Annotated in this window: 26 protein-coding genes; 21 read left to right on the top strand and 5 right to left on the bottom strand. The window is 42.2% G+C overall.

The genetic code is table 11. From position 1 onward, the window contains the following. Positions 1-8 precede the first annotated feature (8 nt). From ACK1LH_RS03385 to ACK1LH_RS03395, 3 genes are all read left to right on the top strand, one after another. The gene (locus ACK1LH_RS03385; RefSeq protein WP_411334493.1) at positions 9-1,130 is read left to right on the top strand and encodes a GerAB/ArcD/ProY family transporter; all 1,122 of its coding nucleotides are present in this window, start codon (positions 9-11) and stop codon (positions 1,128-1,130) included. Next, complete coding sequence (locus tag ACK1LH_RS03390; RefSeq protein WP_411334494.1) at positions 1,123-1,335, top strand: hypothetical protein; 213 nt, start codon at positions 1,123-1,125, stop codon at positions 1,333-1,335. The genes ACK1LH_RS03385 and ACK1LH_RS03390 overlap by 8 nt, the downstream gene beginning before the upstream one ends. A gap of 65 nt (positions 1,336-1,400) precedes the next feature. After that, positions 1,401-1,826 carry a ferritin-like domain-containing protein gene (locus tag ACK1LH_RS03395; protein ID WP_411334495.1) on the top strand — a complete coding sequence of 142 codons (426 nt, stop codon included), beginning with the start codon at positions 1,401-1,403 and terminating at the stop codon, positions 1,824-1,826. Positions 1,827-1,889: 63 nt separating this feature from the next. On the opposite strand, the gene ACK1LH_RS03400 is transcribed toward ACK1LH_RS03395, so the two are convergent. Continuing rightward, entirely contained in the window at positions 1,890-2,339 is a 450-nt protein-coding gene (locus ACK1LH_RS03400; RefSeq protein ID WP_029285408.1) for a hypothetical protein, read from the bottom strand. Between the two features lie 159 nt (positions 2,340-2,498). Between ACK1LH_RS03400 and ACK1LH_RS03405 the strand changes: the two genes are divergently transcribed. The 12 genes from ACK1LH_RS03405 to ACK1LH_RS03460 all read left to right on the top strand — a co-directional run bounded on the left by ACK1LH_RS03405 (position 2,499) and on the right by ACK1LH_RS03460 (position 13,329). After that, positions 2,499-3,326, top strand: coding sequence for an alpha/beta fold hydrolase (locus ACK1LH_RS03405; RefSeq protein WP_029567203.1), 828 nt, complete (start codon positions 2,499-2,501; stop codon positions 3,324-3,326). 121 nt (positions 3,327-3,447) lie between these two features. Beyond that, positions 3,448-4,458: a LacI family DNA-binding transcriptional regulator gene (locus tag ACK1LH_RS03410; RefSeq protein WP_411334496.1), complete on the top strand. Its 1,011-nt coding sequence runs from the start codon at positions 3,448-3,450 to the stop codon at positions 4,456-4,458. Between the two features lie 97 nt (positions 4,459-4,555). Beyond that, positions 4,556-5,794, top strand: a complete 1,239-nt coding sequence (locus tag ACK1LH_RS03415) for an ABC transporter substrate-binding protein (RefSeq protein WP_411334497.1) — start codon at positions 4,556-4,558, stop codon at positions 5,792-5,794. A gap of 41 nt (positions 5,795-5,835) precedes the next feature. After that, positions 5,836-6,702: a carbohydrate ABC transporter permease gene (locus tag ACK1LH_RS03420; protein ID WP_029567206.1), complete on the top strand. Its 867-nt coding sequence runs from the start codon at positions 5,836-5,838 to the stop codon at positions 6,700-6,702. Then, the gene (locus tag ACK1LH_RS03425; RefSeq protein ID WP_029285398.1) at positions 6,699-7,520 is read left to right on the top strand and encodes a carbohydrate ABC transporter permease; all 822 of its coding nucleotides are present in this window, start codon (positions 6,699-6,701) and stop codon (positions 7,518-7,520) included. Before ACK1LH_RS03420 ends, ACK1LH_RS03425 begins: the two co-directional genes overlap by 4 nt. Before the next feature lie 82 nt (positions 7,521-7,602). Continuing rightward, positions 7,603-8,325 carry a ThuA domain-containing protein gene (locus ACK1LH_RS03430; protein ID WP_029567207.1) on the top strand — a complete coding sequence of 241 codons (723 nt, stop codon included), beginning with the start codon at positions 7,603-7,605 and terminating at the stop codon, positions 8,323-8,325. Between the two features lie 814 nt (positions 8,326-9,139). Next, complete coding sequence (locus tag ACK1LH_RS03435) at positions 9,140-9,904, top strand: hypothetical protein (RefSeq protein WP_411334498.1); 765 nt, start codon at positions 9,140-9,142, stop codon at positions 9,902-9,904. A gap of 574 nt (positions 9,905-10,478) precedes the next feature. Further along, positions 10,479-11,009, top strand: a complete 531-nt coding sequence (locus tag ACK1LH_RS03440; protein WP_411334499.1) for a GNAT family N-acetyltransferase — start codon at positions 10,479-10,481, stop codon at positions 11,007-11,009. Positions 11,010-11,117: 108 nt separating this feature from the next. Next, entirely contained in the window at positions 11,118-11,300 is a 183-nt protein-coding gene (locus tag ACK1LH_RS03445; protein WP_411334500.1) for a hypothetical protein, read from the top strand. 525 nt (positions 11,301-11,825) lie between these two features. Then, the gene (locus ACK1LH_RS03450) at positions 11,826-12,338 is read left to right on the top strand and encodes a DUF6843 domain-containing protein (RefSeq protein ID WP_029567214.1); all 513 of its coding nucleotides are present in this window, start codon (positions 11,826-11,828) and stop codon (positions 12,336-12,338) included. A 191-nt stretch (positions 12,339-12,529) separates the two neighbouring features. Next, positions 12,530-12,874: a MerR family DNA-binding transcriptional regulator gene (locus ACK1LH_RS03455; RefSeq protein WP_411334501.1), complete on the top strand. Its 345-nt coding sequence runs from the start codon at positions 12,530-12,532 to the stop codon at positions 12,872-12,874. Next, positions 12,871-13,329 carry an SRPBCC family protein gene (locus ACK1LH_RS03460; protein WP_029285368.1) on the top strand — a complete coding sequence of 153 codons (459 nt, stop codon included), beginning with the start codon at positions 12,871-12,873 and terminating at the stop codon, positions 13,327-13,329. Before ACK1LH_RS03455 ends, ACK1LH_RS03460 begins: the two co-directional genes overlap by 4 nt. A gap of 101 nt (positions 13,330-13,430) precedes the next feature. Here the strand turns inward: ACK1LH_RS03460 and ACK1LH_RS03465 are convergent, their stop codons facing one another. Both ACK1LH_RS03465 and ACK1LH_RS03470 read right to left on the bottom strand, forming a co-directional pair. Further along, positions 13,431-14,117 carry a response regulator gene (locus tag ACK1LH_RS03465; RefSeq protein WP_411334502.1) on the bottom strand — a complete coding sequence of 229 codons (687 nt, stop codon included), beginning with the start codon at positions 14,115-14,117 and terminating at the stop codon, positions 13,431-13,433. Then, positions 14,118-15,695, bottom strand: a complete 1,578-nt coding sequence (locus ACK1LH_RS03470) for an ATP-binding protein (RefSeq protein WP_411334503.1) — start codon at positions 15,693-15,695, stop codon at positions 14,118-14,120. A 102-nt stretch (positions 15,696-15,797) separates the two neighbouring features. Here ACK1LH_RS03470 and ACK1LH_RS03475 point away from each other — a divergent pair, with 102 nt between their 5' ends. The 4 genes from ACK1LH_RS03475 (at position 15,798) to ACK1LH_RS03490 (ending at position 21,133) form a co-directional block, all read left to right on the top strand. Continuing rightward, complete coding sequence (locus ACK1LH_RS03475) at positions 15,798-16,829, top strand: DctP family TRAP transporter solute-binding subunit (RefSeq protein WP_411334504.1); 1,032 nt, start codon at positions 15,798-15,800, stop codon at positions 16,827-16,829. Between the two features lie 1,207 nt (positions 16,830-18,036). Further along, positions 18,037-19,299, top strand: coding sequence for a dicarboxylate/amino acid:cation symporter (locus tag ACK1LH_RS03480; protein WP_029285360.1), 1,263 nt, complete (start codon positions 18,037-18,039; stop codon positions 19,297-19,299). 203 nt (positions 19,300-19,502) lie between these two features. After that, complete coding sequence (locus ACK1LH_RS03485) at positions 19,503-20,123, top strand: DUF47 domain-containing protein (protein WP_029285358.1); 621 nt, start codon at positions 19,503-19,505, stop codon at positions 20,121-20,123. 11 nt (positions 20,124-20,134) lie between these two features. Further along, complete coding sequence (locus tag ACK1LH_RS03490; RefSeq protein ID WP_029285356.1) at positions 20,135-21,133, top strand: inorganic phosphate transporter; 999 nt, start codon at positions 20,135-20,137, stop codon at positions 21,131-21,133. Positions 21,134-21,207: 74 nt separating this feature from the next. On the opposite strand, the gene ACK1LH_RS03495 is transcribed toward ACK1LH_RS03490, so the two are convergent. Both ACK1LH_RS03495 and ACK1LH_RS03500 read right to left on the bottom strand, forming a co-directional pair. After that, positions 21,208-21,987 (bottom strand): alpha/beta hydrolase, encoded by a 780-nt coding sequence (locus ACK1LH_RS03495; RefSeq protein ID WP_203289591.1) that lies wholly within the window; start codon positions 21,985-21,987, stop codon positions 21,208-21,210. Then, positions 21,987-23,225, bottom strand: coding sequence for a M14 family metallopeptidase (locus ACK1LH_RS03500; RefSeq protein ID WP_411334505.1), 1,239 nt, complete (start codon positions 23,223-23,225; stop codon positions 21,987-21,989). The genes ACK1LH_RS03495 and ACK1LH_RS03500 overlap by 1 nt, the downstream gene beginning before the upstream one ends. A 121-nt stretch (positions 23,226-23,346) precedes the next feature. On the opposite strand from ACK1LH_RS03500, the gene ACK1LH_RS03505 reads away from it, so the two are divergent. Together ACK1LH_RS03505 and ACK1LH_RS03510 are read left to right on the top strand one after the other, a co-directional pair. Next, positions 23,347-24,855 carry a methyl-accepting chemotaxis protein gene (locus ACK1LH_RS03505; RefSeq protein ID WP_411334506.1) on the top strand — a complete coding sequence of 503 codons (1,509 nt, stop codon included), beginning with the start codon at positions 23,347-23,349 and terminating at the stop codon, positions 24,853-24,855. A gap of 59 nt (positions 24,856-24,914) precedes the next feature. Continuing rightward, positions 24,915-25,505 carry an NAD(P)H-dependent oxidoreductase gene (locus ACK1LH_RS03510; RefSeq protein ID WP_411334507.1) on the top strand — a complete coding sequence of 197 codons (591 nt, stop codon included), beginning with the start codon at positions 24,915-24,917 and terminating at the stop codon, positions 25,503-25,505. Positions 25,506-25,519 lie beyond the last annotated feature (14 nt).

Consider the following 25,519-nt stretch of genomic DNA (forward strand, 5'->3'; position numbering starts at 1 on the left):
TCGATACTATGCAAAGGCCTTCGATTACAGCTAATCAGCTGCTCGTTACTATTTTTATATTTGAAATCGGAAGCGCCATCTTGCTTGATGCGGCGAAGGGAGCCAAGCAGGATGCGTGGATTGCCATTCTTCTTGGCTTTACTTTGTCCATACCGGTCATTGTCCTTTACCTGGTCCTAATGAAAAAAAATCCCGAACTGACCTTGTCAAACCAGCTAAAAAAGGGCTTTGGAAAATATGCGGGCATGGTCTTCAGTTTTGCTTATATGCTTTATTTTCTGTACATATCTGCAAGGGTTCTCAGAGATTTCGGGGAGCTCCTGATCATTTCCGCCTACGACGATACATCCATGATCGTAATCAACAGTTTTATGATCCTGTGCGTCATCTACTTCTCCTTAAAATCGTTTCAAGTTGTTGCTAAGCTGAACATCATTCTATTCGTTCTCATTTGGGCGCCGTTTGTTGTGATTATTCTCTTTGAAGTTCTATCAAACCTGGTGCATCTCGAGTATGTAAAGCCTGTCCTTGGAAACGGATGGATGCCTGTCTGGAATGCTGCATTTCCGACTGTTTTAACATTTCCTTACGGAGAAATGGTTGTTTTTCTAATGATTTATCCTCTTCTCGACAAAAAACATAAGGCGGTAAAACTGACATTCGTATCCCTGCTCCTTGTAACATTCGTTTTAACAACGACAGCTTTTCTGCATGTAGCCGTTCTTGGGCCGGCGATGGTTGAAAGATCAATGTTTCCAATTCTTACAAGCGTATCGCTTGTCAGCATTTCCGATTTCATTGAGAGACTGGATTCGTTCGTGGTCATCCTGATGATTGTCACAGGATTTATGAAGGTATTTATCTTTTTTTACGGAGCAACGAGAATTGCCGAGGAGACGATGCCCACACTGACGATGAAGCAAATTTCCCTGACATTCGGGATTTTCGTCATCCTGCTTTCCGTGCTGATTGCGCCTGATTATATCGAGCATATAGAGGAGGGAATCAGGGTCGTGCCTTATTACCTTCATCTCCCGTTTCAGATTGGACTTCCGGTTTTGCTGCTTGCATCTCTCCTGATAAAAGATTTCCTTGCAAAGCGGCAGGCGGCAGGTGGCAAAAGTGGTTAAAAAAATCCTTTTTGGCTTGCTCAGCTTCTGCGGATTATTCGGAATGGCCATTGGACTGGATCTGCTGCAGGGTATAGACCTGTCAGATTTTTTAAAAGAGGCTAAATTTTACTTTGGGACATTGAAGCTTGATGATTATTTTTCTCTGAGCCTATGGGCGGTCATCATCGGCTTCTACCTCTACAAAGTCCCGAACGATCTTTGACAGGCATAATCCCCCATTTGAAAAATATATTATGAACAGTGACCTTCTAAGGGGGAGAGGGAGTTATGTATTACTACGATTATTACAGGCAGAATCAGGATGAAATCAAGAATATCGCTAAAGCGCTGGAAGGCGAATACAATGCCATCCAGTGTTATGAAAAGCTTGCCATCCAGGCAAAAACACCTGAAGAGAAAAAGACAATTCAGGAAATCAGGCAGGATGAGGCAAAACACTATCAGACCTTTGCAGGCATCTATCAAAGTCTGACCGGCCAGCCATACAGTCCGAAACAAACCGAAGAATGCCCGGCAGATTACCTTTCAGGACTGAACGCTGCAATTAAAGATGAACAAGAAACGGTCGACTTTTACCACACAATTTCAGACAGCGGCAGCACGCCATACATTAAAGAAGCATTTAGAAGGGCTGCTTTTGATGAGCAGAATCATGCTGTCTGGTTTCTGTATTTTCTGACGCAGAACAAATAAACAGAGCATATATTTGCATCAAATAAAAAATCCGGCTGCTTTCTGCCGGATTTCATGAATTTTCTATTTCAGCTCATATTCAACTTTGCTGTAAAGCCTTGTGCCGTTATGAAGGCCAAGTTCTTTTTCCTGTTTTTCATTCAGGCCGCTGATGCTGACGACGATTTCGTCGCCGCGGAGGGAAATGGTCCCTTCGACAGGTTTTTCGAGAGCAGGAACTTCAATCGTAAACGGGCCATCGCCATTGCCGCGGATGGTCGTTTTTGTTTTGTGCTCCTTGAGAATTTTGCGGTCCTTCGATTTTAAACCGAGAGTTAGTTCAGCAAGCTGGCCCCCGTCCTCAGGGAAGTTCACAATCAGAAAATTACCTTCTTCCTTTACTTTCACTCTGTCGACCCATGTTCCATTATAAATGCTCTGCATGCTGTATTCTTCATTATTCATCTGCGGGCGGTTGCAGGCAGACAAAATCATAAAAGCCATAATCAGCAAAGCTGCAGTCCGTTTTTTCATAGCAAATACCTTCCTCTTTCAAATCTTTCTTTTATTATCGCCTAAAACAGGCGAAAGAAGCAAAAGATAGTGGTTAGCGTCAGGATGAACCTTCCAGTTTATGCGCATGCAGCCTGGGGTATATTTTAACCTTACAGCCAGGTCAAGAAAGGACTTTTTATGACTTCTAAAAAAAATATCGCTTTATTCGCAGCAGCCGCCATTCTTTTAACAATCCTGATCATTCAGGTGCTGGGCCCGGACGAGCCTACCCGGGCGAGCGACGAACAGACGCCGACTGTCTTTATACACGGATACAGAGGAACCGTGAATTCGTTCGAGGGCATGCTCGACCGCTTTCAGTCAGACTATGAATGGGGTGAAAAAACGCATATCTGCACATCCAAAAAAGGGACGGCAGCATGTACACCTCTAAACATCACAAAAGCTGAACGCCCTATGATACAGGTGTACTTCGAGGATAACGACGCCGATTTTGAAAATACGAGTGTTGAGCTCGGTAACATCATGAAGCTGCTGAAGGAAGAATACGGCTATGACAAGGTCAACATTGTCGCTCATTCTATGGGGGGCCTCGTTTCAGTCAATTATATTCAGGAAACAAAGCAGGAAAAAGAATTTCCGAAAGTTGAAAAGCTTGTGACCATCGGAACGCCGTTTAAAGGCATTGAGAGGGAAGTGTTTGAAAAACGGTACAACGAAAAAGAACACGATCTGATTGCAGGTTCAAAAGCCCTGCAGGAGCTCTATGCAGAAGAAAATGCTTTCGATCCCCGCACTAAGGTTTACTCACTGGCAGGAAAAATCAGTGAAAAAGAAGATGGCGACGGACTCGTTTCTGTTCAAAGTGCTACAGCCTTTGGCGATTATCTTAAAAAGAGCCAGTACCGGGAGCATGTTGTCGTTTCAAAAAAAGCAACTCATAATGGTCTCCATGAAAACAAACAGGTGGATGCAGAAGTCGGCCGTTTTCTATGGGAAAAATAAGGGTCCTTTCAAAGGGCTCTTTTTCATGTAAAAAAAAGATATTGTAAATGCTTTCATTTGATGGTACGATCATTTTACGAAAACGTTTACTCTTAAGGCAGAGCGGGAGAGAAGGTGGGAAATGGCTTATACCATAAAGGATGTTGCAAAGAAGGCAAATGTCTCAATTGCAACGGTATCCAGAATTCTCAACAATCAGAAGGGCTATTCAGAACAGACGAAGAAAAAAGTCCTCAAAGCCATTGAGGAGCTTGATTATCATCCAAATGCGATTGCAAGAGGGCTGATCAACAAGAAAACCTCGACCATCGGCGTTCTTTTTCCCGCGCTCTCAAGCATGCTTGCTACAGAGCTGCTGGCAGGCATTGAGAAGACGGCACACGAGCTTGGATCGAGTGTGATTGTCTGCCATACAGAATCAAACGGTCTAAAAACGATGAAATATTTGCAGCTGCTGAATGAAAAACGTGTAGACGGCATTATTTTCACAAGTGAAATTTTAAAAGAAGAATACTACGAGTTTATTCAGAAGATGAATATTCCGCTCGTGCTCCTCTCTACAGAATCGCGGGCATATCCCGTGCCTTATGTAAAAGTGGATGACAGGCGCGCGGCCTATGCGGCTGTGCAGTATTTGATTAAACAAGGCCATAAACGGATCGGAATGATCAGCGGCAATGATCAGGACATGATTGCAGGGAAGCCGAGAATTGAAGGCTACCTGGATGCCATGAGCGATTACGGGCTTCCCGCTGATGACAGCTTTATAGCACGAATGAAAGGTTTTAAGTTCTCGGACGGAACAGAAGGGCTGAAACTGCTGAAGAAGCAGCTTCCTGATGTAACAGCTGTTTTTGCAGCAAGCGACGATATCGCTGTTGGTGCGATTTCTTCCGCCTACCGGCTTGGAATACGGGTGCCGGATGATCTTTCCATAATCGGCTATGACAATTTAAAGATTGCAGACATGACGATTCCGCCTCTTACGTCGCTAGCCCAGCCATTTTATGAAATGGGGGAAAAAGCGGCTCAAATGATTTTTGATTTGATGGATGGCGATGAACTGATTGAAAGCCGGATCATGCCGCATTCCATTGCTGAGAGAAACAGCGTTTTGAAACTGGAGAGCTAGCTCTCTTCTCTTTTTTACACCATTACGTAAACGTTTACGTTTCTTTTTTTGGAGGATTGAGTAAACGTTTACTCAAATTAGTTACTACGGGGAGGCGATGGGAATTAGAAAGAAATGGACGATTTTTGCAGCTGGCATTGCGCTCAGCGCATCTATCCTTGCAGGTTGTTCATCGGGTGAAAACGAGGACGGAAAAACGACGCTCACCCTCTTTTCAAATAAGTCAGAGAACATCAATACATATAAGGGTCTGATTGAAGAATTTGAATCAGAAAATCCAGATATCAACGTTAAATTCGATTCTCCTCCTGAGGCAGAAACCGTTCTGCGCACAAAGCTGATCAAAAACGATATACCAGATGTGATGCTGATTGCGGGGAACGCGACTTACGGGGAGCTTGGGAGAGCGGGTGTGCTTGAGGATTTCAGTGATTCTGACCTGATTGATTCCGTTCAGCCCTCTTACCTTGAGATGATCGACAGGCTTGTGGGACCCGAAAAAGACGGTGTTTACGGACTTCCTTATGCGACCAATGCAAATACGGTCATTTATAACAAACAGAAATTCGAAGAGCTAGGCCTCCAAGTTCCAAAGACATGGGATGAATTTATCTCCGTTCTTGAAAAATCAAAGGAAGCTGGAGAGATTCCGATCTACTTTACGCTTAAAGATGCCTGGACCGGCATGATCTCCCTCAACTCACTTGGCGGGGTGCTTGCGGGTGAAGAGTTTGCCCAGGAAAAAAGCTCAGGAAAAACGTCTTTTGTCAAAAGCTATGACGAAGTGGCGAATAAACTGCTTACTCTTACCGAATACGGCCACGATGATAACTTCGGTACAGCTTACGGCGATGGAAACAACGCATTCGCAAATGGCGAGGGCGTCATGTACATCCAGGGAAACTGGGCCATCCCGGAGATTTTAAAAGCAAATCCGGACATGGAGCTTGGCGTATTCCCGATGCCGGTAACGAACGATTTTGAGAAAAACAAGCTGATTTCAGGAGTTGACGTCCTGCTTTCTGTGAGCAAGGACAGTGAGCACAAGGAAGAAGCAGAGCGGTTCCTGCAGTTTATGCTGGAAAAAGAAACAGTGAAGAGATACATCGATGAACAGAAGGCCTTTTCAGCCATTGATGGTGTCTACCAGGAAGACCCCGTGTTTGAGGGAATCAAAGAAAACTTTGAACAGGATAAAATCACAAGCTTCCAAGACCATTACTATCCTGCTGGAATGGGAGCAGAAAACATTCTTCAGGAATTTTTAATCAGCAAAAAGAAAGACGCATTCCTGAAAAAGATGGACAGAGAATGGGAGAAGGTTGAGGACCGCTAAAAGCGGGACCCGAATCTTAAAGCATTGGAGATGAAACCAAAATGAGCAACAAAGAAAAAGTGTTTATGATCATGACCATACCGGCCGTTCTCCTGTTCTTCATTTTTCACACGTACCCTGCGCTCCAGGGGATCTTCTACAGCTTCACCGACTGGAGAGGCTACGGAGAATGGAATTTCGTCGGTCTAAAAAACTACTTGAACGTCTTTAAGGATGAACGGGCGCTTCACGCATACGGCTTCACGTTTCAGTTTGCGATCATCTCAACGATTCTTGTCAACTTCTTCAGTCTTTTGATCGCGATGGGGCTGAATGCAAAAATTAAGTTCCGCAAAACGCTGAGAGCCGTGTATTTTATGCCTTACATCCTCAGCATTCTGATCGTCGGATTTATCTTTAATTTTATTTTTACCCACTTCCTGCCTGATATCGCAGGAGGGCTCGGAATAGAAGCACTGTCCAAAAACATTCTTGGTGATCCTAACCTTGCCTGGATTGGAATCGTCATCGTGGCGGTCTGGCAGGCAATAGCTTTTAATACGATTCTTTATCTTGCGGGTCTTGTTACGATTACAGAAGACCTGTATGAAGCTGCAAGTATTGATGGAGCAGGGATCTGGACGAAGTTCTGGAAAATCACGTTTCCGCTCATTGCGCCGTTTTTCACCATCAACATGATTCTTTCCATGAAAGGCTTCCTGATGGTGTTTGACCAGATCATCGCGCTTACGGGCGGAGGTCCGGGTCAGTCTACGGAATCGATTTCGCTCCTGATTTACAGAGGCGGATTCCAGGGCGGGGAATTTGCGTACCAGTCGGCAAATGCCGTGATCTACTTTATCGTCATTGTCGTCTTTTCCATCTTCCAGCTTAAAATTCTTGAAAAAAGAGAGGTGGGGAACGGATGATCAGCAAGAAAACGAACTGGCCAGTGACCATCCTATTGATACTCGGTGCCGTGTTTATCCTGTTTCCGCTGTATCTGACGGTTACAATTGCCTTTAAAACCCCGCAGGAGCTTGCCGGCAATCTGCTTGCTCTGCCGCAGAACTGGTCGCTTTCAAACTTTGCCCAGGCGATTGAAATGACGAATTTCTTCAATGCATTGAAAAACAGCGTGTTTGTCACTGTGCTCGTCGTGATTTTCACGGTACTCACAAACTCCATGGTCGCCTATGCGATTGCACGCAACATGCATAAGAAGTTTTATAAATTTACGTTTTACTATTTTGTGAGCGCCATGTTTATTCCTTTCCCGATTATCATGCTGCCGATTGTAAGGCAGACAGCGCTGTGGAATATGGATAATCTGATTGGACTTGTGATTCTGTACATTGTCTACAATTTATCGTTTAACATCTTTATTTATGTAGGCTATATCAGGTCGATTCCAAAGGAACTTGAAGAGGCTGCGATTGTGGACGGGGCATCAACCTGGGGCGTGTTCTGGAAAGTTATTTTCCCGCTGCTTGCTCCGATGAACGCAACGGTTGCAATCCTGACGTGCCTTGGCGCCTGGAATGACTTCCTGCTGCCGCTTGTCGTCCTGAGTGACAGCGATATGGCGACACTGCCGCTTGTACAGTATATTTTCCAGTCGCAGTTCAGCACAGATTATAATCTAGCATTTGCATCATACCTTCTGGCTCTTGTTCCGATGATTCTCGTTTATGTATTTGCACAAAAATGGATCATCAGCGGAGTCATGAAAGGATCAATAAAATAATTTTTCTCTATTAGGTGAAATTATTGTATATTGGAAAAAGAAAGATTTAATTAACTACTCAAAAAATAAGGAGATTACTACTATGAAAATCACAGTTTGGAACGAAAACAGACACGAACAGAAAAATCCGGTTGTAGCAGACATCTATCCTGAAGGCATTCACGGAGCCATTGCCGGGTTCTTGAAAGAAAACGGTTACGACGCTTCGACTGCTACTCTTGATGAGGCTGAGCACGGATTGACAGAAGAGGTATTAAACAGCACGGACGTTCTTTTCTGGTGGGGACATCTTGCACACGACGAAGTATCAGACGAAATCGTTGAACGCGTACAAAAGCGTGTTCTTGAAGGAATGGGACTTGTCGTTCTTCACTCAGGCCACTTCTCTAAAATCTTCAAAAAGCTTATGGGCACATCCTGCGACTTGAAATGGCGCGAAGCAGATGACAAAGAGCGCCTATGGGTCGTTGATCCATCTCACCCGATTGCAGAAGGCATCAGCGAGTACATCGAAATCGAAAAAGAAGAAATGTACGGCGAGCACTTCGACATTCCGGCACCGGATCAACTCGTATTTGTCAGCTGGTTCGAAGGCGGAGAAGTCTTCCGTTCAGGCTGCACATACCAAAGAGGAAACGGTAAAATCTTTTACTTCCGCCCGGGACATGAAACATACCCGACGTACCACAACAAAGAAGTACAAAAAGTGCTCGTAAACGCAGCAAAATGGGCAGCACCTGTGAAACGTGACTACCCGGTTTACGGAAATGCGAAGCCGCTTGAGAAGATTACTGTAAAAGCGTAAATAGAATAGACTTTCTGCTCCATTATCTTAAATGAGACTGGGGAAAAAGGGAGTTGGAACAAGAAAAATCCGGACTGGAATAGGTCCGGATTTTTTTGTGCGAGTGGCAATAATTTCTTCTCGGAGTGATGCCACTTTTTGCGTGATGGGTTTGCCAATTGTGGTGTCATTGGCCGTAGTGTTGCCACTTTTTGCGTGATGGGTTTGCCAATTGTGGTGTCATTGGCCGTAGTGTTGCCACTTTTTGCGTGATGGGTTTGCCAATTGTGGTGTCATTGGCCGTAGTGGTGCCACTTTTGCCTGATGGTTTCTCTATTTGTGGCGTCATTCGCCGTAGTGGTGCCACTTTTCGCGTGATGGGTTCGCCAGTTGTGGCGTCATCGGCCGTAGTGGTGCCACTTTTGCGTGATGGTTTCTCTATTTGTGGCGTCATTCGCCGTAGTGCTGCCACTTTCCGTGTGATGGTTACTCCATTTGTGGCGTCATTCGCCGTAGTGCTGCCACTTTCCGTGTGATGGTTACTCCATTTGTGGCGTCATTCGCTGTAGAGCTGTTGAGTTCTTCTTATTCTTACATGTATTTTAAAGAAATCTAACAAACCAGTTTTTCCTAAAGGGTTCAATTCAGAAGTGAAAACTGAAAATCGTAAAGTAATTCTCACATATATTAACTATTAAAGTGATGTGTTAATTCATTTAACATATTTAAGCGGAACGAAGTTTGATTGTGTTAATATGGAAATATTAGTTATTCCGTTAAAGGGCAGTTTAATTGAACAACATTATGGGTCTAATATTTTATGAGGAGTATGAATGTGACAAAAAAATTATCTGTTTTTATCATAGGCGCAATTTTGTTTTTAACTTCACTTCCGACTAGTACAGAACTGGTTATGGAGTTTATACATACCAGAAAAATGAGTGAGCAATATGAAATTGTTGATGTTAGAGAAATAGAAGAAACACCTGATTCCTACCAGCCACCGGATTCAATCTTTAATTTTAATGGTCGTTTAATAGAGATTAAAGAAACTATAAAAGAGTCGAAAAGTTACATAGATCCTTGGGGAAACCAAATAAAATCTGCTGACTTATCGTTGGAGCTGGATGGAAAGGTACTTGCTAATTTAAAAAACCATCCAATAAGAGTAGATGATATAGGTTTAAATAGATATTATGGTGAGGTTGCATATATAACTTTATATGACAGAAAGAATAATAAAAATCAATTTATAATACTGTTAAAGAAAACGAAAGAAACAATAAGGGAAATGCCCAATGGAGATTTAGTTGGATGGGTACCAGAAGAAAAATTAAATTACTTACTTTATGCTATAGATGAAGAAGGAAACGTTGAAAGTGATTCTTTTAGTTTTACCGAACGAGATGCTTTGCAAACTGAGTTGCTTAACGCAGGAGGAGTTGTTCCTTACTACATCGGTTTTTACACAAATGATTTAAAAGCGTATCCTACAATATTCTTTCCTCTAATATTTCCATTTTTAACTTTTATAATAGGATTGATTTTAACCATCGTTTATTTTCCAATGAGAAAGAATATTAAGCGGCAGTCAATGTAAATTCCTCGATTATACTCGACAATCGGGGGCGATTGCAGCAAAGCGGATCGCCTTTTTTTGAAGCAATGGGTAGCTAAATGGAATAACTGATTAGGATAAGTTTATGATTTTATAAGAGGTCAGCTTTGACTAAATATAATTCTATAATGGTGGTGTAAAGGGTTGAGTACAATAATGCAAGCAATTATAGGTTCTGTAATTGTTCATTTGATTTATTTTCTAATCACGTTTGTAATGGGATATATAAAAACTAAAAGATATGTCCCAGATATAGATAGTGCGTGGGAGAGTGTTAATGAACTTCCAAACGAAGTAGAGTTTGGGAGAACAGTCTCACCGGTATTTTTCTTTGGGTCTTTCGTGGGAGTATCGGTAATTTGTGGCTTAATAATTTTTGTACTGAAACAAGCTCTTATCTAACTGAACTAAAATGAACCACTCTCTTCGATTATAGGGGGCGATTGCAGCACAGTGGATCGCCTTTTCTGATTGAGTAATTGTGCAGTTTAAATGAATAACTCATTAGAGGAATTATTTCTTAAAAGAGTGTAAATAGAGATGGGGAAATGCTATTATGTTGTTTCATAATGAGAATTTAAAAGTTAGGAAATTAGAAGATGGAGATAATGTCTTGTTAGCAAAATGGCTATCAGACCCGTCGGTTCTTGAGTTCTATGAAGGCAGGGATAATCCTTTTGATTTAAACAAGGTGAAAGAAATTTTTTATGCTACTGATGATGAAGAAGTTAAATGTATTGTAGAGTATGAAGGCAAAGTAATCGGCTATATCCAATACTATCAATTAGATGATAAAACTAAAAAAGAATATGGATATTTAAACGAAAATGTTTATGGAACAGACCAATTTATTGGAGAAATAGATTATTGGAACAAAGGAATTGGAACATTACTTGTTACATCAATGATTAGATTTTTGCTCGAACAACAAAAAGCAGACCGAATAGTTATGGACCCTCAAACAAGAAATAATAGGGCGATAAAATGTTATGAGAAATGTGGATTTAAAAAAGTAAAGGTACTTCCAAATCGAGAACTTCACGAGGGGATTTATCAAGATTGTTGGTTGATGGAGTACCATAAATAATATATTAGTTCTTCAAGTAAAGGGGGCATTAATTAAAGAACGATTAATGCTCTTTTTGTTGAAATTCAAAAAAATAAAAAATGAGTAAGACATCAGGAGGAAAATACTTTGAGTAATGAGGAAAAGGTTAAAATAATTTTTGTTTTTGCATTATTTAGTTCAATTGGTACTTTTATAGTAGGTGAAATTGGACTTTTCTTAGGAGTTATTATAGGGACTCTGTATATGATACTTATTGAGCTATCTAAAATTTCTTCTTATTTAAAGGAACTATCTTCTAAAGATTTTTAGATTATTGCCTTGGAATATAAATCAAATCCTTATTACACAATCGGGGGCGATTGCTTATTAAAGTATCGTCTTCCTTTATTGGAAGGGTCGTTTACACTTAGTGCCAGTTAATTAGGAAAGACAATTACAAATGAATGAGGTGAATTGATGAACGTCATAAATCTAATTAAGAAAACTGAGAGGCAGTTTAGATTCACTTTGTTAATCGTGTTTCTAACTTTGATTATTCTGCATTACACTACTTTTAATTTCTCACCTGAAGTGATTTCATCTATTGTAGGAACAATGTTCATTGGTACATTTTTGGCTGAGTATTTCTATTTTAGATTACTTAAAAAATTAAAGGACCTAAAGTGAAATTGCCCGTGCATTTTGAATCCCATAACTATTCAACAATCGGGGGCGATTGTGGAATAGCAAAAGAATTTTTTGGTTTTAAAAGTGATTGTTTTAACTAACGAGTAAATTAGTTTGGTTTCACAACAATCTTAATATAATTAGAGAAAAAATGAAAAGAGTGAAAAAGTGAAACTGTTATTCGCGTTTTTATTAGTAGGAACATTAAGCGGTTGTTCAATTTTTGAAAAAGAGAAAACTTCCGATAACATTTACCTTATTCCAGAAGGCTTTGAAGGTTCTATTACGGTTTTCTATGATGTACCGAATGAACCAAAACTAAAAAAAGAGGGAAAGTACACAGTTGTTCCAGTAACTGAGTTAGCTCTAGAGGCACTAAAAGACACTGATATTTATATATATGGAGCTTCATTCACTTCAACACCAAATGTGTCCTATGGAGTTGTAACCGACAAATATTATTATGTCGATGAAAACGGAAAAAGAACGCCTATAGATAAGCAATGCGTTCATCAAAGTGGAAATGGGTCTTTTTCGGGTGCAAGCGAGATAGAAATTATATACAGTGAATTACAAATAACAAAGACACATTGTAATCAGTCATTTTGGACTGATGGTATAGAGAGATATCACTCACAACAAAGTGAAGTGTTAGGATTCTGGATGAATAAGTATGATTAGGTGAAAAATGCGGAATTTTCTTTTTCGACAATCGGGGGCGATTGCAGCAAAGTGGATCGCCTTTTCTTATTGAAGAATTGGGCAATTTTTTTTGATGAAGGATTGGATGTACCGAAAAAAGAAATAATGAAAAATAATTATTGACCGTGTGGTGTACCACACGGTTTATTATATATCCGAGGAGGATAAGGATGTATAAAATAAGTGAGTTTACCGAGATGACTGGATTAAGTAAAGAAACTTTACGATATTATGCAGAAGTTAAATTACTCGAACCTGCATTTATAGATCCGAATAATAACTATCGTTATTACGATGATGGGAGCTACTTCCTTGCAATACTATTAGTAAAACTGAGAGGATTTGGTTTTACAGTACAGGAGATGCTTTCTGTGATGGAGGATGAGTCATTCGCTCATTTAGAAGATTTATTAATCCAAAAAAGAGAAAAGATAAAGATGCAGATTGAAAATCTTCGTCAACGAATCGAAGAGATTGATGAATTTCTTGTATCTGGAAAGGAGGAAAATGGATGATTCAATGGAAAGAAGAAATGACTATTAAAGCTAATATTGAAAAGGTGTGGGAACTGTTTTCAGATAAAAACATTAAGAAAATTATGCCGAAAGTCGAAGAACATAAATTAGTTGAGAAGATGGAAGGAGAAGTGGGGGCAAAACATCAGCAGAAATATCGTGAAGGAAAACGTGTGGAAACCTATATTGTCGAAACATTAGCCTATGAAGATTATGAGAGCAAGAAATTGAAGAAAATTGCCTTTGTATTAGGAAATGCATTTGAAATTACTCTTACATTTACATTAGTTAAGGTTGATGATATGCACACGAAATTTATTTATGAGGGCCAAAACAAAGGAGTTAATTTTGTTGGCAGAGCTATGTTAAAACTCAGCAGCCAGAAAAATAATAATCAGGTGGTACAAAAATTTATGGAATTGGTTGAGCAAGAAGCAATGAGATCTACTTATTAAATAGTTTTACCGAGATTTTAACTGAAAAAAGAAAGCGGCTCAATATAATAAAAACTTACCAATCTAATTGTTAATAAAGAAGCGGGGAGCCACCTCCCCGCCTACCCGTTTCCAGAAACCACATACTTATTAACAGGCCGTCCGACTCCGCCATACTGAATATCAAGAGAAAGGACACCCTCTTTTTCCAGATGCTCCAGATACCGTCTTGCTGTGACTCTCGCAGTTCCGACATGTGAGGCTACATCCTCTGCAGATACAGGTTCCTTTTGACCGGATAGGAAGCCGAGTATTTTTTGAAGAGTGACTTCATGAAGCCCTTTTGGGAGATCCTGCACCGCTTTCGGCTCATCCCGCTGAAAGCGGATGGCATCCAGTTCTTTTTGGGTCAGCTGTACTTTTTCATTGATCATCTTGCGGTACTGCAAATAACGCTCCAGCGCTTCTTTGAGCCGTTCAAATTTAAAAGGCTTCATGAGGTAGTCGGCAGCGCCGTGCTGCAGGACCTGCCGGACTGTCTCCATATCGCTTGCTGCCGTAATGGCGATGATGTCAGCTCTGTGGCCTTCCGCACGAATGGCTTTGATCGTGTCGAGCCCGTTCATCTTAGGCATGTACATATCAATCAGCACAAGGTCAGGGGAAAGCTCCTTGACAAGATCCAGTCCTTCCGCGCCATTTGAGGCCATGCCAACCACTTGAAATCCATTTATCCGGTTTAAAAATTCACGGTTCACTTCCTGCACCATTAAATCATCTTCAATCAGCAGAACGTTCACTTGATCCACTTACATCTCCTCCATCCGAAAAGTGACAGTAAAGCTTGTTCCCGCACCTTCTTCTGATTCTGCCTGAATGCTGCCGTCTGCCTGGCGGATAAGCTGCCGGACCATATAGAGTCCAATGCCGCGCTCACTTCCCCCTTTTGTTGAAAAACCCTGATCAAAAATAAATGGAAGGTCCTGTTCACGTATTCCGCTACCATTGTCCTCTAGAATAAGGATCAGCTGCCCTGAAACTTGTTCCAGGCTGACAAAAATCCGTGGCTTGGAACACTCTCCGTGCTGAAAAGAGTCAAACGCATTTTCTATTAAGTTTCCGATAATAAGAACAAGATCGTGATGATCGATCCGGGGAGGAAAATGCTCGAACCTGCTGCTTCGGTCAATTTCTACCGCAATGCCAAGTTCTTTTCCGCGGCGGATTTTGCTGAGCAGAAGACCGGCAATGCTTTCATCCTTTATATGACTGCTCAGGAATTGAATCAGTTCGTCCTGTTCTTCGGTCGTTTGAAAAACAAACTGCAGCGCCTTTTCATAATTGCCGAGCTGGATTAAGCCTGCAATCGTATGAAGCTTATTGTTATATTCATGATTCTGAACACGTAAAGCGTTTACAAAAGCCCGTACGCCCGTCAGCTCTTCCGCCATTTTTTTCACCTCTGTACGGTCCTGAAAAATAGCGACTGCGCCAATGGTTTCCCCGTTGACTTTAATTGGCACGCGGTTGCTCAGAATGTTCAGGTTGTGAACCGTGAGTTCCTTGCTGTAGATCCCATGGTCAAGCTCAAGTATTTCCGGCAGTGCGGTGTCAGGTATGACATCACGGATGGACCTGCCTGTCACGTCACCTTCAATCCGCATCATGCTCCTTGCTTTCTTGTTGAAGATGGTGATGTTTTCATCCGTATCAATGGCAATGACGCCTTCATGCATCGCGTTGAAGGTTTCCGTCCGTTCTACAAGGAGTCTCGCAATCTCATGCGGCTCAAGCTTAAACATCTGCCTTTTGATTTGCCTGGCAAGAATCCATGCGCCCCAGCCTCCAAACAGAAGCGAAAGCCCTGAAGTAATCGCAATTTCAAACGCCAAGTTTTCAAGTACCTCAGCGAACGATGGTACTTTATAGCCCGCCAGTACGACGCCAATCTGTTCATGCGCATCATTCATAACAGGCACAAATGCCCTCATCACAGTTCCAATTTCGCCCTTTGCTTTTGACGTATAGGAGTGCTCGGCAAAAGCGGGTCCCTCATCAGCCCCTTCAGAAGCGGTGCCGATCCTGTCATGTACTGGATGCGTCAGTCGGATGCGGTCCATATTTAAAACAACAATGTAATTTGCGTTGTTGATGACTCTCAAGCGGTCGATCACTTCATTCAAACCGCCGTCACCCTGTTCAAGAGCTTCTTTTACTTCAGGAAGCTCTGCGATTGTCTGAGCCGTAACAAACGAACGGGCCTTCAGTTCCTCTTCCTTTCCGCTGATGTAATTTCCAATCAGTACGATGCCTGCGAGAAAAAGAGAGAATCCAAGGATAAAGAAAATCAGCCCTGTAATTTTCCATAGAATTGATATGCGTTTCATAGCGGCTCCTCACTTTCAGAACAGTAAAATATCTTTTATTTTAACATGAGGAAAAAACTCGTGATACAATGAATCTACTAAATGACTGAAATGGTGAAAAAAATGAAATGGTTTATTAGTGCAAGTGTGCTTACTGTGCTGATCTTGATTGCCGTGTTCTCTCATGACTCCATGGAAGCGCTGCAGGAAGATGATGAACAGAAGGGGCTGAGCGACCAGATTGTGATCAAGTTCAGTCACGTTGTGGCTGAAAATACCCCAAAAGGACTTGCAGCGGAAAAATTTGCAGAACTCATTGCCAAACGGACGGACGGGAAAATCAAGGTAGAGATCTTTCCAAATGAAATCATGTATTCAGACGAACAGGAGCTTGCCGCGCTGAAAAGGGGAGACGTGCAGATGATTGCGCCTTCCTACTCAAAAATGACCGAGGTTATCCCTGAGTGGCAGGTGCTCGACCTTCCTTTTCTTTTCAGGAGCGAAGAGCATGTAGAAGAAGTTTACACAGGAGAAATTGGACAGCGTCTCCTCAGCAGGCTGGAAGAGGAGAACATGAAGGGCCTTGCTCTATGGGGGAACGGCTTCAAACAGATGACAAGCAGCAGCGGGACACTGATTCAGCCGGAGGATTTCGCCGGACAGCGCTTCAGAATTATGCCGAGCGATACCATCGCGAAACAGTTTGAACTCCTCGGCGGAATCCCTAAAGCCGCCTCATTTAATGACGTGTACATTGCGCTTGAAGGAAACGAATTTGACGGACAGGAAAACACAATCTCCAATATTTACTCTAAAGGCTTTTACCGCCTCCAGAAAAATATGACCCTTTCCAATCACGGGTACCTGGGCTATTCCGTTCTCATGAACAAAGAATTCTGGAACAGCCTCGACCCCGAACTGCAGATTCAGATTGAAAAAGCCATGAACGACACAACAAAGTGGATGCTCTCAGAATCAAAAGAAATGAATGAAACCCAGCTCCGCAGAATGAGGGAAAACTCAAAGCTCGGCATTCATGAACTCAGCCCGGATGAAAGAAAAGAGTGGGAAAAAGTGTTCGAGCCGCTCTATCAATCTTATATTGAACGGTATGGAGATGAGTGGATAGAGGATATACGGAAGGCTGGAAAATAGATAAGAAGTGGACGTCCTAATAGGGGCGTCTTTATTTTGCGTTTGAAACCTGGTCAATAGTTCCATCAAAGGGTTGTGGATGGATGGTTGATGGTTCTAAAGCGGGTTAATAGTGCCATCAAGGGGTTGGGGTTGGTAGTTTGATGGTTCTAAACCGCGTTAATAGTGCCATCAAAGGGTTGGGGTTGGAGGATTGATGGTTCTAAAGCGGGTTAATAGTGCCATCAAAGGGTTGGGGTTGGTAGTTTTTTGGTTCTAAACCGCGTTAATAGTGCCATCAAAGGGTTGGGGTTGGAGGATTGATGGTTCTAAAGCGGGTTAATAGTGCCATCAAAGGGTTGGGGTTGGTAGTTTTTTGGTTCTAAACCGCGTTAATAGTGCCATCAAAAGGTTGGGGTTGGAGGGTTGATGGTTCTAAAGCGGGTTAATAGTGCCATCAAAGGGTTGGGGTTGGAAGATTGATGGTTCTAAAGCGGGTTAATAGTGCCATCAAAAGTGTGAGATGGTCAGCTTGATGGTCGCAATCCGGATTGAAGGGCAAGGCCGGCCTTTCTGGTCAATTTCTTATCTGACTCCCGGAGCTAAACGAGCGATTCTGCTTTTCGTATTGTCCAGCTCCGCCTCCTAGTCCTTCTGTCAGAACAAAATCCATGAAAAAGTCAAACCCGGACTTTTCCACGGATTTCTTATCTGACTGCCAGGCATAAACAGTCGGCTCCGCTTTTCGTATTGTCCAGTTCCAGGGCCCAACTCCTCGGCCAGAACAGATCCGGCGAAAAAAGCAAACCCGGCTTTTTCCGCCGGATCCTTTTCTGTCCTTCGGAGCTAAACGGGCCCTTCCGCTTTTCGTATTGTCCAGCTCCATCGCTCAACTCCTCTGTCAGAACGGAACCATCGGCAAAGGCAAAAAGCGCCTTTACCGATGGTTCCTTATCTGACTCCCGGAGTTAAACGAGCGATTCCACATTTCTCATTGTCCAGCTCCATCAGCCAGCTCCTCCGCCAGAACAAAATCCCCCAAAAAGTCAAACCCGGACTTTTCGGGTGATTTCTTTTCTGTCTGTCGGAGCTAAACGGCTGATTCCGCTTTTCGTGTGACCACAAAGACCAAAACGAACTTTACGTTCTAAAGCTTTTGTTGTGGAAATGTTCAGTTATTATAAGGGGTATGTTGTAAGCGCTAACAAAGATGAAGGGGTGGGTGCAGGTGAAGGTTAATTTCAGGAATTTGACGGTTCAGGTTGTGATCGGGATCATCTTGGGGATTACGGTTGGGTTTTTGTTTCCGGCTTTTGGGATTGAGCTGAAGGTTCTGGCTGATGTGTTTATTAAGATGATCAAGATGGTGATTGCGCCGATTATTTTCTTTACAGTGGTCATCGGAATCGGCAGCATGGGTGATTTGAAGAAGGTCGGAAGGATCGGCGGAAAGGCTCTTTTGTATTTTGAAATTGTGACGACCTTTGCGCTTGCAATCGGGATTATCGTCGTCGGGATTGTGAAACCGGGGGAAGGCTTTAATACGGACGCGGTTGAAGGCGGGGATGTTTCCCAGTATACGGAGCAGGCGGAAGAGACGAGTCACGGTTTTGTGGATTTTGTGGTTGGCATTATTCCTGAGAACGTAGTAGGCGCCATGGCGGAGGGGGAGCTTCTTCCTATTTTATTCTTCGCTGTTCTGTTCGGGGTATCGATGGCAGCTGTTGGTGAAAAGGCAAAGCCGGTTGTGCAGCTTTTTGAGAGACTGACAGACATTTTCTTCGGAGTCGTCAATATGATCATGAAGGTTTCGCCGTTTGCGGCTTTCGGGGCGATGGCATATACGATCGGACAATTTGGGATTGGCTCGCTTGTTGCTCTCGGCAAGCTGATGGGGTCCGTTTATATCACGATGTTCCTGTTTATCATTCTTGTACTCGGAGCCATTGCAAAATATTACGGCTTCAGCATCTTTAAGTTTATCGCTTTTATTAAGGAAGAAATTCTTCTTGTTCTCGGTACATCTTCATCAGAATCAGCACTTCCGAAAATGATGGAGAAGATGGAAAAGTACGGCTGTTCTAAATCAGTCGTCGGTCTTGTTATCCCTACAGGGTACTCATTCAATCTTGACGGTACATCCATCTACCTCTCAATGGCAGCGATGTTCATTGCCCAGGCATATGGCATCGACTTGAGCATCTGGCAGCAGCTGACTCTTCTAGGAATTTTGATGCTTACATCAAAAGGAGCCGCAGGAGTAACAGGTTCAGGGTTTATCACACTCGCAGCAACTCTCGCAGCCTTCCCGATGATTCCTGTTGAAGGAATGGCACTCCTCCTTGGTGTAGACCGCTTTATGTCTGAAGCGCGTGCGATTACGAACCTGATCGGAAACGGAGTAGCTACAGTAGCTGTTTCAAAAATGGAGAATGAGTTCCATCCTCCAAAAGATCAATCAGGTTCAGCTCCGATTTCTATTGCAAAGTAAAAAAAAGCGGACATGTTCCGCTTTTTTTTTGCATATCAGAAAAACATAACATATGAATACTTTACCAATATTAATCCTTTGTAAAGAAATTGTTAAAATTAACGACAAAGTCTTTTCTGATTCGACATAAAGTTATATACTTTCTAAGTTGCAAATAGAGAGATAGAGAAAACAACCAATTTGGCTCCTTGGAGGAAAAAGAAATGGCTATTAAGAGAAAAAAAGATAAGTTCTCTGAAATGTTAAGTCAAATATCTGAGAACTTAAAAGAAACAGGTCAATACTTTTATGATTACAAAATCAAAAACGGAAACGACCTGAAAGTGTTCTCGGAAACAATCAAAGAATATGAATCAAAAGGTGATTCATATGTTCACACCATTATTATGGAGCTTAACAAAGCTTTCATCACACCAATTGAGCGCGAAGACATTCTTCAGCTTGCGATGATAATGGACGATGTTTTGGATGGCATCGAACATTCAGCTGCGCTTTTTGAAATGTATTCTGTCACACAGCCTACTGAGTATATGGTTAAGTTTGTTGACACAATCAATGAGTGTACAATTGAAATTGCAAAAGCGATTGATCTGCTTTCAAATAAAAAGCTGATTGATATCCGCACACATGCTATTAAATTGAAAGAACTTGAATCAAACTGTGATAACTACCTGCGCACAGCTGTTAAAAACTTATTTGCAACAGAAAAAGATCCGATTAAAATTATTCAGCATAAAGAGATTTATGAAACGTTAGAAGAGATTGCTGATAGCTGCCAGGGTGTAGCCAACACACTTGAAACTATCATCATGAAAAACGCGTAAGAGGCGATTATATGGATACAATTCTGATTCTTACCATACTTATCGTTATTTTTGCCCTGGCGTTTGACTTTATTAACGGATTCCATGATACGGCGAATGCAATCGCGACTTCCGTTTCGACGAAAGCTCTGAAACCAAGACAGGCGATCATTCTGGCATCAGTCATGAACTTCGTAGGTGCGATGACTTTTACAGGTGTTGCGAAAACAATTACGAAAGACATCGTTGATCCATTTACCCTTCAAAATGGTTCGGTCGTTATTCTTGCAGCATTGATTGCGGCCATCACTTGGAACTTGATCACATGGTATTACGGAATTCCAAGCAGTTCGTCCCATGCGATTATCGGTTCAATTGCCGGTGCTGCTATTGCAGCTGCGGGTTTCAGCTCCCTGAACTATACCGGTTTCCTGAAAATTCTTCAGGCCCTGATTCTGTCTCCGATCCTTGCTTTTGTTGTAGGTTATATCGTTTACAGCATTTTTAAAGTCGTTTTTAAAAACAACAACCTGACAAAAACAAACCGAAACTTCCGTGCGATCCAAGTGGCAACAGCAGCGCTGCAGTCCTATACTCACGGAACAAATGATGCTCAGAAGGCAATGGGTATCATTACAATGGCTCTCATTGCGGGAAATCTTCAGAGCACTACGGATATCCAGTGGTGGGTTCAATTCTCATGTGCACTTGCCATGGGTCTTGGAACAAGCGTCGGCGGCTGGAAAATTATTAAAACCGTTGGCGGTAAAATTATGAAAATTCGTCCAGTCAACGGAGTTGCAGCTGACGTTACAGGAGCTGCCGTTATCTTTGGCGCTTCTCTTATACATTTGCCTGTAAGTACAACACACGTTATCTCATCTTCCATCCTGGGTGTAGGTTCTGCACACAGACTGAAAGGCGTTAAATGGGGAACGGCTAAAACAATGGTGATTACATGGTTTATTACTTTGCCGATTTCAGCCACACTTGCAGCAATTTCTTACTTCATTCTGAATTTATTCTTTTAATAGATGATGCCCTCCAGCGTTCTGGAGGGCTTTTTATGTACAGTCAAAAATGAAAAAAGCATGAATCCGCAGATTCACGCTTTTTTATCAGAGTATAGGTAATCCAATATCTCCGGCACCCGTTTTCTCCACGCCGCTTCATTATGCTCAGCGTCCTGTACGATGTCGTACCGGCAATTTTCAATCCGTTCTTTCAGCAGGGCGTAAACGCTGTTGCTTGAATCTATGTAATCCTGCCAGCGGACAGAAGCTGTGCCCTCTTTCGTGCCCACGTCCATATAAAAACGTTCAATAGAAGAGAGGTCACTTTCTTTAATCAGCTCTTCAAGCTCGGTCTGGTTAAACCAATAGGCAGAAGAGACCGAGGCGATTCTTTTGAAAATGCGAGGATATTTGCAGGCGGCATATGTTGAAATGAGACCGCCCATTGAGCTTCCAGCCATCGCTGTTTCATCCGGCCGTGTCCGGTATTTCCCGTCTATGAGAGGCTTCAGCTCATTTACGATGAAATCAATATAGGCTTCTCCTTTTCCTCCAAGCTCACCCGGTTCCCCGATGAGATCCTTTGCAAGGGTATGATTCACCCATGGTCCGTACTCATCAAAACGTCCATATCCTTCATGATTGCAGTCAATGCCCACAACAATCAGGTTCATGCCACTCTCTTCAAGGTGCTCTTTCAAGCCCCAGCTTACCCCAAAGCTTGCTTTGCTGTCTTCAAACAGGTTCTGTCCGTCGTGCATGTAGAGGACTGGGTAGGAATCGCTGCCTTGACGATAGGATTCAGGCAGAAAAACAGTGACTTGTCTCTCTAAATCAAAGTCGGAAATGGATACTTTAAATGTCTCGATCATTATTCTATCTCCTCTTCACGCAAAATTTTCTTATAAGCTAAAACGCCATTAACAGCATCTTGGAAATCGGCAGCTGCTTTTTTCCTCCACTTTTCTTCAGACGGATAAAACAGTTCCAGGTAACGATTATGTATAATATCTTCTGACTTTTTGCTGCCGGATTGATTAAAATAAAGCTGATTTTCTTCAATTGTCCGTTTAAGAGACTGAATGGAAGCAACGGTCCCATCTCCAAGTGTACCAAATTCAAAAGTAGTGGAGTAGAGCTCTTTTTCTGGGGAAAGGTCTTCTTTTAATCTGTAAAAATATTCCGTCATATCACCGTTTGTCACATAGTAATCTTTCGAATCCGGGGTGAAAACGAGTGGATAATTGAATGCTTTCTCCGCTTCTTTTTCTGTCATTGTTTCTTTTGATGAGCTGAAAATGCTCATTTGATAGCGGGGACCGTAACCTGTATGAAGATCAATGTGAACAATTTTTTTATAGCCGCTTTCCAAATTATCTTTAAATAAACCTTTCATATAGGCTGTAGAAGGTTCGTCTTTCGTTCCGCCGTAATAGACACCTTTAGGATATGCATACTGGCCTGTAAGAAGGGCCTGTTCAATCGCAGATGTTCCGCTCGTCACAGCCCGCGCTGCAACCCTGGAATAAAACCCTGCATCATGAAGCAGCATGTGCCCAACCCTTTTTTCACGTTCAAAAAACTCATTCAGCTCCTCATAGTTTCTATTCTGGCTGAGGTCAAAGCTGTTCCAGTCATAGACAAAATTTCTGTTCAAATCAACGTTGTGTTCATTATAGCGGCGTTCATTTTTCATTCCCCATGGGTTTACGGCATGGACGATATGCAGGCCGGTTGTCTTTTCATTCAGCTGTCCTGCAAGCTCTCTGACAAAAATGGATTGCATCGCGCTCCCTGCGTACCCTTCGATGCCGTGCACGCCTCCGGTGAGCATAATAAGGTTTTCTTTTTCTTCTGTTGCATCAGCCTTGATTGAATCTATCGTATCTTTTTCATTCAGGCTGAAGGAATCGTGCCGGACATTCGTCCATTTAGGCCTCAGGACGTTCTCATATGATAAAAAAGTCTGTCTGGATTCATCATACGACTTTGGAAAAACGTCTTCCATAGAGTGGGTGTCCCGCTGATTAAGTGATTGAATCGCGAACGGATAAATGAAAACGAGTAAAAAGGCTGCTCCTGTTAGAATCATTATTCCTTTTTTTATCATAGTACCTATTCCTCTTCCTTTTTTTCTGACTCTATCATTATATTGGAAAATTTTCTGAAAGAGTAGAAGTTTGGAAAAATATGACGAAATATAAGGGAGAGAGGTCAGAAGGAGGAAAAAGATGAAGAATTCATCCTTAAAGAAGAGCAATGAAGAAAATGTAAATGCAACTCTGGTAAAGGTGTTTGTGGCTGCGGCCATTGTACTTGCAATAAACAATATCCTGCAGATTGTTATGTACGGATTGCCGGATCTGACGGTTATTAATATAGCTTACCAGCTGTTCTTTTCATTATTTTTAATACCTGTCATTTATTACAGGGTTTCTGAAAAGAAAGAACGATTCAAAGACCTGTCAATCGGCAGTATGATCATATTTGCCTTTGTCCTGCATACTGATTCGTGGGTAAACGTGCCGTTTGTCTGGCTTATACCGCTTGGAGTTGCCGGTCTGTATGCGGATTTTCAGCTTATGAAAAGAACATTTATCGTTCTGATTCCGCTTTTGCTTGGTGCCCAGTTTTCTCATCTTTGGCTGGCTGACAAACTTGTCATTGAAACAAGTTTAAACCGGTCTGTGCTGACAGCTGTTTACTATGGCATTCAATTTATCCTTATCGGGATATTATTTTTAAATAGTACAAAAAGGTTTTCAGTGATGCTGGATGAAAGTGAAGCTTTAAAGGGTCAGCTTAATGGACTGCTTGATTCCGTTCAGGAGTCTGCATGGCAGCTTTCAGAGCATGTTTCCCACTTAAATCACACCGTTTCAGATTCCAACAGCGGTGTCATCGAAGTCAACCAGTCCATCCAATCCATTCATCAGGATTCACAGCATTTGTATAAAACAATGGATGGTGCGGTGTCTGAAGTCAGCAGCATGTATGAGCAGCTTGAAAATTCGCTGACGTTTACACAGCAGCTTGACAGCAATGTAGACCTTGCGATGGAAATGATTGAATCCAATAAAGTTAATTTGAATAAAACGGTGGAATCAATTGATAAAATCAAAGATTCATCTGCTTCATCGATGGATAATGTCCAGCTCCTTGCCCGGAAGACAAACGAAGTAGAATCTGTGATGGAACACATTCAGGCAATCGCGGATCAGACAAATCTGCTTGCATTGAACGCAGCGATAGAAGCTGCGCGCGCGGGCGATCATGGCAAGGGATTTGCAGTAGTGGCAAATGAGGTCCGCAAGCTTGCCGAACAGTCATCTGAATCCTCCGTCATGATTCAAAGCATTCTTCAGGAAATCCTTGCTGCAAAAGATAAAGTAATTGGAGGGCTTCATCATACAGATTCTATCGTTAAAAGCAGTGTAATTTCTATTTCAAATGCAGCAAATGACTTTGACCGGCTGATTTTAATTCAGGAAGGAAACAATCAGCATCTCCATGAACTGGTAAGAATTATTGAGGAGCTTCAGCATAATGGCAACAGTGTGAGAATTGGCATAAATCAGCTCAGGTCACAGTACAGTGGAAATGAGGACAGAATTTCTGAAGTGGCATCTGTCATGGAACAAATGAGTGCATCTCTTCAGGAAATCGCCTCATTTGCTGAAGGAGTTGATGAAAAAGCGGCAATGCTGCATGCCGCAGCAGAAGAAAAAACCGCAGGTTAAAATTCATACTTTTTTATTCTCTAGTAAATACTAGTAAAAAAGCTATTCAGGAGAAAAAAATGAATGTATTGATTATTCTTGCGCATCCAAATCCGGAAAGCTACAATGCGGCTATTTGCGACGCTGCCGAACAGGAGTTCAAAGACAAGCAGTATAATGTGCGCAAACGCGATTTGTACCGGATGAATTTTAATCCTGTTTTAACTGAAAACAGCTACTCGCACTTTTACCAGGATAAAATACCTGCCGATATACAGGATGAACAGAAAGACATTACCTGGGCTGATTTTCTTGTTTTTGTTTATCCTACATGGTGGTCTGGAATGCCAGCGATCATGAAAGGCTATTTTGACAGAGTGTTTACGAACGGATTTGCATTCAGATATTCTGATGAAGGGCCGGTCGGACTGCTTAAGGGCAAACAGGCCCTCATTTTTCAGACAACCGGACTGCCTGAAAAAGTGCTTAAGCCGCCTCAAATTACCATGGCCATGCAGGCGGCGTTTGATATCGGTATTATGGATTTCTGCGGTATTGAGGTCCTTGCCCATAAGTTCTTGTACAGTGTCGAATACATCGATGAAGAAACGAGAAAAGTCATGCTGAATGAAGTGAAGGAAGTTGTTGAAATGGTGGGACAGCAGCAGTAGGGAAGGCCTCTTCT

The organism is Metabacillus indicus, assembly GCF_046603695.1.
Lineage (GTDB): Bacteria > Bacillota > Bacilli > Bacillales > Bacillaceae > Bacillus_P > Bacillus_P indicus.